Source organism: Flavobacterium sp. (assembly GCF_039916025.1).
In the GTDB taxonomy this organism is placed as follows: domain Bacteria; phylum Bacteroidota; class Bacteroidia; order Flavobacteriales; family Flavobacteriaceae; genus Flavobacterium.
In genome coordinates this window covers 1-7,775 of sequence record NZ_JBDSMB010000198.1, presented here as the reverse complement: position 1 = coordinate 7,775, position 7,775 = coordinate 1, and the positions used below count along the sequence as shown (strand labels likewise).

Genomic DNA, 7,775 nt, shown 5'->3' with positions numbered 1-7,775 from the left:
CCTGGCATTTCAGCTTCTGCTAATTCAATTTCTTTTCTTCCCCAAGCTGCAAGTGAAATATCTTTCACTTTAAAAGCTACATAAGGTAATGTTTGTGTACTCATCTATTATGTATATTTGTTTTTTTAATTTCGGTGCAAAATTACATAATAAGAAAGAATTAAAAAAGTGTTTTTTGCTTTTTTATGATTTGTTTAGCCACTTAATTTTCTGAAATACAAACAGATAATTTAAAATTTGAATGCCACTACTAAAAATCATAACGTTAAACGATTACACTCAGTTGTTGGTTTGGAAAATAACCGAAACCTTTGATGAACTTTTTCAGAGCGTTGCGTTGAAAGATGTTTCTTTGGCAAGAGTTGACAATATGAAAGCTGAAAGTCACCAAAAAGGGTTTTTAGGTGTCAGAAGATTGTTGATGGAAGCGGGTTATACCGATTTTGATTTGTATTATGATGAGTTTGGGAAACCACATCTCAATGACGGAAAGCATATTTCTATCTCTCATTCCAATGATTTTTCGGTAATAGTTTTGAGTGATGTAAACATTGGTGCCGACTTAGAAATCCTAAAAGACAAAACACTAAAACTGGCTCCAAGATTTATGGATGTTTCGCATTTGGAAAATCTGAGCAAGGAAGATGAACTGATAAAAGCAACTGTGGTTTGGGGAATCAAAGAATCTGTTTTTAAGATTAAGAATGAAATCGGAATCAGCTTTAAAGATCATATTTTTGAAGATGATTTTATGCTGGAAGACAAAAAATGCACTGTCGAATTGCGCTTTAATAATAAGATAGAATACTTCGATATCCTTTTTGATTTTATCGAAAATTATGTTTTTGTTTGTACGTTTGAAAAGAAAATAAATATGTAAAGCCACGAATTCACGAATAAATTTAAAGGGTAAAATAAAAAATATTCGTGCATTCGAGGCAAAAAAATAAAAATGGAAATCTACCAGGAAATACTTAATTCTAAAACACAAAATAAAAAGCTTCTCGCGATTCTTCTTGACCCAGATAAGTTGGATTTAAGTTCAATTGAGACTCTAATATCAAAAATAAATCAATCTCCGGCAACGCATATTTTTGTTGGTGGAAGTTCGTTTAACGGAAATCATTTGGATGAAATCATTATCACATTAAAATCAAAAATCAAATTACCAATCTTGCTTTTCCCGGGAAATCCATCACAAATTTCAGCAGAAGCGAACGGAATTTTGTTTCTGATGCTGCTTTCAGGAAGAAATCCGGATTATTTGGTAGAACATCAAATCAACGCCGTTCCGATTCTGGAAAAAACCAATCTTGAGATTATTTCTACGGGATACATTTTAATAGAAAGTGGCGCCGAAACGGCTGTTGAAAGAGTTAGTAAAACCAAACCGTTGTCAAAAAATAATGCTGAATATATTGCCCAAACCGCAAAAGCAGGCGAATTAATCGGCAACAAAATTATCTATCTCGAGGCGGGAAGCGGCGCACAAAATGCTGTTCCGCCCGAAATCATAAAAACCGTTTCGAATAGAATTTCAGTTCCGTTGTTTGTTGGCGGCGGCATTCGTTCCAAAAAACAAATCGACGAAGCGTTCACTGCTGGAGCCGATTTGGTAGTTATTGGAACAGCGTTTGAAAATGATATAAATTTTTTTCAAAACAAATCCCAAATCCCAAATCCCAAATCCCAAATCCCAAATTTAAATGTTCCAATTCCTATTTGACCAATATAAAAATGCCTCAACAACCCAAATAACTTTGGAGTTTTTGGCTTTTGTATTCGGAATAGCGAGCGTTTATTATGCCAAAAAGGAGAATATTTTAGTTTATCCAACTGGATTAATTGCGACAGTGATAACAGTTTATTTATTGTATCAGGCAAAATATTATGGCGACATGACCATGAACTTCTATTATTCTGTCATGAGCATTTATGGTTGGTACAAATGGGCAAAAAGTAAAAACGAACCCGATTTAGAAATTACAAGAACTACAAAACGTGAAAAAATTATAGGTGTAGGATTGTTTGTGTTAACTATGATTATCACTTATTTTGTTTACGTTTTTTTCGATTACACCCTTGAAGTTCCTAATTATATTGATATTTTTACATCCGGTATTTTTTTCACGGCAATGTGGTATATGGCATTGAAGAAAATCGAAAACTGGACTTTGTGGATTATTGGCGATTGCATCGTAGTTCCTTTGTTTGCTTACAGAGGTTTAGGAATGCTTTCATTACAATACATAATCTTCACAATTTTAGCAATAATGGCTTATTTAGAATGGAAGAAAACGCTACAACAAAAAACAGTTTAATAAAACAGCACGATTTTACTGAAGCAGATTTTGCACAAATCAAAGCTTTGGGCATTTCTTTGGATAAAATTGAAGCTGAACTTTTGTTGTTTCAATTGGGAATACCAAAGATTGCACTCGAAAAGCCCGCGACTATAAATGATGGTATCCTAAAATTATCGAATGAAGATTTTCAAAAATCTGCCGATTTTTTTGATTCAAAAAAGAATGAATTAAAACTCAAAAAATTCGTTCCGGCTTCGGGCGCAGCGAGCAGAATGTTTAAGTTCTTAAACGAGTTTATCAATGATTTCGACCATGAAAATGAAACTATTAATGCTTATATCAACAGAAAGAAAGACAAAAATCTGCCAACATTTTTAGCCGGAATCGAGAAGTTTCCATTCTATGAAAAGATAAAAACCAAATTAAAAGAGCTGTACCCGGATTATTATTCCTTGGAAAGCCATGAGAAGAGTTACCGGTTCATTAAAGCAATGTTGTCGCCTGAACATTTTGATTTTTGCAATAAACCAAAAGGCGTTTTGGATTTCCACAAATACGACACAGAAATCGCAAGTCCGGCGGAAGAACATTTGAATGAATGTGCTTTTTATGCCAGCTCGAATTCAGTTTCGCATTTGCATTTTACGGTTTCTGACCATCACGAAAATTTATTCCAGACAATTATTGATAAAGTAAAGCAAAAGGTTGAAGATAAATCTAAAACCTCGCTCCATGTCAGCTATTCGCATCAGGATAAAAGCACAGATACGATTGCGGTAATGCCAAATAATCAACCGTTCAGAAATGAAAATGGACAGTTGGTTTTTCGTCCGGGCGGTCATGGCGCATTGATAAACAATCTGAATAACCTTGAGGCGGATGTGATTTTTATCAAAAATATTGACAATGTAATTCAAAATCACATCGATCAAATTACGTTGTATAAAAAAGGATTGGCAGGTGTTTTAATCGATTTGCAGCAGCAGATTTTCAAAATCCTGAAGGCTGTAGAAAATGATGAAATAGCAGAAAGGCATATACCTGAAATTATTGATTTCATTGAGCAAAAACTGAGCATCGATGTTTTGGAAGATTTTTATAAATATACTTTAGAGAACAAATTAGAGTTTATAAAAAACAAATTAAACCGCCCGATTCGAGTTTGCGGAATGGTAAAAAATGAAGGGGAACCCGGCGGCGGACCATTTTGGGTAAGAAGTTATAAAGGCAATGTCTCGTTGCAAATTGTAGAAAGCTCTCAGGTTGATATTCACAATAAAGAGCAGGCAGCAATTTTGGCAAAAGCAACCCATTTTAATCCGGTGGATTTAATTTGTGCTACCAAAAACTATCGTGGTGAAAAGTTTGATTTAACACATTTCATTGACACAAGCACAGGCTTTATTGTTCATAAAAACAACAAAGGGAAAGACTTGAAAGGCTACGAATTGCCGGGACTTTGGAATGGGGCCATGGCAAAATGGATTACCGTTTTTGTTGAAGTTCCATTGGTTACTTTCAATCCGGTTAAAACAGTAAACGATTTGCTGAAACCTGCGCATCAACCACAATATGGAAGCTAAAAAAATCATTTCGGAGCTTAATTTTAAAGCCGTTAGAAGTTCCGGTGCTGGTGGGCAAAATGTAAACAAAGTTTCTTCCAAAGTAGTGCTGACTTTTGATTTGAATGCTTCTCAAGCCTTAAACGAAGAAGAAAAAATATTGATTTCAACCAAATTGGCAACCAAATTAACTTCTGAAAATCTTCTGATTTTAAACTGTGATGAAGATAGAAGCCAGCTTAAAAACAAAGCAAACGTAACTAAGCGTTTTTTAGAATTGATACAAAAAGCTTTGGTAGTTCCCAAAAAACGAAAGGCTACCAAAGTCCCACGTTCCGTTATTGAAAAACGAATCAAAGAAAAGCGAAACATTTCGGAAATTAAGGGAAGCAGAAAGAAACCGGAGTTTTAAATATCAATATCAAAAATCAATTACAATGTTATATTTTGATTATTGAATTTTGCCATTGATATTGTATATCTTTGCCTCGTCTCAAAAGGGGTGCTCTAAATAACGAGCTGAGATTATACCCAATGAACTTAGAACAGGTAATGCTGTTTAAGGAAAAGTGACAAAACAGAGTGCACGCTGACTTTGTCACAGGAAACAAACATTTAATTTTAACAAAGAATAATTACCTCTTTTTATTCGTAATATTTTACGAATGGAAATTTTATTCAATTTTTTAAGAACAAAGAACAAAGAGAAAAGAACAAAGACAGTCTTGTTTTCTATTTTCTATTTTCTATTTTCTATTTTCTCTTTCTCTCAAGAGCAAGTCAAAGACACAACCAAAGTCAACCAACTCGACGAAGTTTTGGTTTCCGGAGTTCGTGCCGGCAAAAAAAATCCGGTTACGTTCACCAATGTGACCAAAGAAGAACTTGCTCCCAGAAACTTAGGGCAGGACATTCCAATTTTACTAAACTATTTGCCTTCGGTTGTTACAACAACTGATGCCGGAAATGGCGTTGGTTACACTTACATGCGTGTGCGTGGCGCAGATGGTTCGAGAATTAACGTAACGCTGAACGGAGTTCCGTTTAATGACAGCGAAAGTCAGGGTTCTTATTTTGTGGATTTACCCGATTTTGCAAGTTCATTAGAAAGCATTCAGTTGCAACGCGGCGTTGGAACTTCAACTAATGGCGCCGGAGCTTTTGGCGCAAGTTTAAACATGGAAACCAAATCATTTCAGGAAAAAGCGTATGCAGAAATCTCGAATTCCGGTGGAAGTTTCGGAACCCGAAAACACACTTTAGCTTTTGGAACTGGCTTGCACGATAATTTTGAAATCAACGCTAGAATCTCGCAAATTGCTTCCGATGGATATATTGACAGAGCTTCGACGAATATGTTTGGCTATTTTTTTAATATTAATTACATAAAAAAATCAACATCATTAAAATTCCTTGCATTTGGCGGCTCAGAAAAAACATATCAATCGTGGAACGGACTTGAAGATCCATTTTTACTGGAACATCATAGGACATTCAATTCGGCCGGAATGTATTTTGATGAAAATGGAAATCCAAAATTCTACGATAATGAAACCGATAATTATTGGCAACATCATTTTCAATTGCATTGGTCTGAAAAATGGTCTGAAAAATGGACATCCAATGTGGCGCTTCACTATACTTTAGGAAAAGGATATTATGAGCAATACAGAGAAGACGCCGATTTAGCGGATTATAATTTACCCGATTTTCAAGGAAATCCAACAGCTGATTTAGTCAGACAAAAATGGTTGGATAATGACTTTTTCGGAACGACATTTTCGTTGAATTACAAGAACAATAAAACTGATATTTTGTTTGGTGGTGCTGCTAACAGATATCTAGGAAAGCATTTTGGAGAAGTTGTTTGGACAGAGTTTTATGTTCCGGCTTCAAATCATTATTATGATAATTATGGAAATAAAGACGATGTGAATTTCTATGCAAAAGCTTCGCAGACATTCGGAAAGATAAACTTCTTTGCCGATTTACAGTATCGAATGGTTTTTTACAAAGCAACCAGCGAAGACTTTGCCGATGTGAATGATACCTTCCGATTTTCCAACCCAAAAGTTGGAGCAAATTATCAGCTGAATGCCAAAAATGCGATTTATGCATATGCGGGAATTGCCAATAAAGAGCCAAGACGCGATGATTATGAAAACGGAAACATCAAACCCGAACGTTTATTTGACTATGAATTGGGCTGGAAATACAATTCTAAAAACATAACAGTAAACACAAATGCTTTTTATATGCAATACAAAGATCAATTGGTTTTGACAGGAGCGTTGAATGATGTTGGTTCGCCAATTTTCACGAATAGCGGTCATAGCTATCGTTACGGCCTTGAAATAGAATCGGTAATCAAAGTAATGAACAAGCTGACTTTTAGGCCAAACATCACTTTGAGTCAGAATAAGAATACCGATTTTTATTTTCAGCGTGATGGAATTTTGCAGAATTTAGGGAATACCAACATTGCATTTTCACCGGATATTGTTTTTGGAAATTCTACTACTTATTCGCCGATAAAGAACCTGAATATTACTTTGTTGAATAAGTTTGTCGGGAAACAATTCATGGGAAATATAGACTCTGAAACATCTGTTTTAAAAGCCTATAACGTTCACGATTTGAATGTGACGTATTTATGGAATATCAATAAAGGAATAAAATCAATTCTCTTTTCGGGATTGGTAAATAACATATTCGATTACAAATATGAATCGAACGGATACTTCTATACTTATGATGATGATTTTTCAACGCCGGGAGTTATAACAACTGTAGAAGGTGCCGGATATTATCCGCAGGCAGGAATTAATTTTTTAGCCGGAGCAACACTTAAATTCTAAAACAAAAGTTCTCTCGTTTATAGAACGAGAGAACTTTTTTAATTGTTGTATATGATGAGATTTCCTCCGCTGATTTGTACTTGATACGGCTTCATCTGATACGGTTGTCCCTGACTTTGTCCTGAAAACAAACTATATGTGGCTTCAGAAAGATTACAATTACATTTTGCCTCTATTCCATTGATTGTCATAGCAGACGAGCAAGCACTACCAAACAGCTGATTAGGGCAAGCTAAATCATACGCCTGATAACTACTGCCTGTATTGAAAACCACAATACCGGCTATGCCTTGCGTATAATCAACAATATGGTTGCTTGGAAACTGCAAATTACTGTATTGAGGCAGGCTCATATTTATTGATAAGTTAACCGGGTAATTTGGAAGATTTGGATTATTGTAATTGATATTTCCTCCATCACAACTAAATAGAAATGGCAGAAATAGTAACACGATATAAATCTTTTTCATATTAAATTTTTTAAAATACTATAGCGAAACAAATTTAATTTAATTAACTTTGACAAGCGTTAAAAAAACGCCAACAATTTTGAAATAAAATTAAAATAATATCTTTGCAAAAAGAAATCCCGTTGCGATGGGATTTTTTCTATTTATATAAAAAAGGAAATCATGAGTACAGTATCATATTACACGGCAGAAGGACTAAAGAAATTGAGAGAAGAATTAGATCAATTAAAAAGTATTGAAAGACCTAAAGCTTCGCAAGCTATTGCAGAAGCAAGAGATAAAGGCGATTTGTCTGAAAATGCAGAATATGACGCAGCAAAAGAAGCACAAGGAATGCTGGAAATGAGAATTGCCAAGCTGGAAGAAGTACATTCAAACGCCCGATTGATAGACGAGACTCATCTTGATGTTTCAAAAGTTTTGGTTTTATCTAATGTAAAAATTAAAAACCAGGCTAATGGAATGGAGTTGAAATATACACTGGTTGCTGAAAGCGAAGCAGATTTAAAAACAGGAAAAATTTCTGTGACTTCCCCAATTGGTAAAGGATTATTAGGAAAATCGGTTGGACAGGTTGCG

Annotated in this window: 9 protein-coding genes and 1 riboswitch; of the genes, 7 read left to right on the top strand and 2 right to left on the bottom strand. The window is 34.8% G+C overall.

Annotated features, from left to right (window positions below; translation table 11 throughout):
- On the bottom strand, window positions 1-104 hold a 104-nt coding region (locus ABIQ27_RS14275; RefSeq protein ID WP_348034590.1), incomplete at its 3' end, for an adenosylhomocysteinase.
- Window positions 105-241: 137 nt separating this feature from the next.
- On the opposite strand from ABIQ27_RS14275, the gene ABIQ27_RS14270 reads away from it, so the two are divergent.
- From ABIQ27_RS14270 to ABIQ27_RS14245, 6 genes are all read left to right on the top strand, one after another.
- Complete coding sequence (locus ABIQ27_RS14270; protein WP_348034589.1) at window positions 242-880, top strand: 4-phosphopantetheinyl transferase; 639 nt, start codon at window positions 242-244, stop codon at window positions 878-880.
- A 72-nt stretch (window positions 881-952) separates the two neighbouring features.
- Window positions 953-1,726 carry a geranylgeranylglyceryl/heptaprenylglyceryl phosphate synthase gene (locus ABIQ27_RS14265; protein WP_348034588.1) on the top strand — a complete coding sequence of 258 codons (774 nt, stop codon included), beginning with the start codon at window positions 953-955 and terminating at the stop codon, window positions 1,724-1,726.
- Window positions 1,707-2,321, top strand: a complete 615-nt coding sequence (gene pnuC / locus ABIQ27_RS14260) for a nicotinamide riboside transporter PnuC (RefSeq protein ID WP_348034587.1) — start codon at window positions 1,707-1,709, stop codon at window positions 2,319-2,321. Before ABIQ27_RS14265 ends, pnuC begins: the two co-directional genes overlap by 20 nt.
- Entirely contained in the window at window positions 2,288-3,889 is a 1,602-nt protein-coding gene (locus tag ABIQ27_RS14255) for a DUF4301 family protein (RefSeq protein WP_348034586.1), read from the top strand. Before pnuC ends, ABIQ27_RS14255 begins: the two co-directional genes overlap by 34 nt.
- A complete protein-coding gene (gene arfB, locus ABIQ27_RS14250; RefSeq protein WP_348034585.1) occupies window positions 3,879-4,280 on the top strand; it encodes an alternative ribosome rescue aminoacyl-tRNA hydrolase ArfB in 402 nt (133 codons plus the stop codon). The genes ABIQ27_RS14255 and arfB overlap by 11 nt, the downstream gene beginning before the upstream one ends.
- 76 nt (window positions 4,281-4,356) lie before the next feature.
- A riboswitch (TPP riboswitch) is annotated at window positions 4,357-4,453 on the top strand.
- An 80-nt stretch (window positions 4,454-4,533) separates the two neighbouring features.
- Window positions 4,534-6,726, top strand: a complete 2,193-nt coding sequence (locus ABIQ27_RS14245) for a TonB-dependent receptor (protein ID WP_348034584.1) — start codon at window positions 4,534-4,536, stop codon at window positions 6,724-6,726.
- 38 nt (window positions 6,727-6,764) lie between these two features.
- Here ABIQ27_RS14245 and ABIQ27_RS14240 read toward each other — a convergent pair whose 3' ends face one another.
- Window positions 6,765-7,178, bottom strand: a complete 414-nt coding sequence (locus ABIQ27_RS14240) for a hypothetical protein (RefSeq protein ID WP_348034583.1) — start codon at window positions 7,176-7,178, stop codon at window positions 6,765-6,767.
- Window positions 7,179-7,358: 180 nt separating this feature from the next.
- On the opposite strand from ABIQ27_RS14240, the gene greA reads away from it, so the two are divergent.
- On the top strand, window positions 7,359-7,775 hold a 417-nt coding region (gene greA, locus ABIQ27_RS14235), incomplete at its 3' end, for a transcription elongation factor GreA (protein ID WP_348034582.1).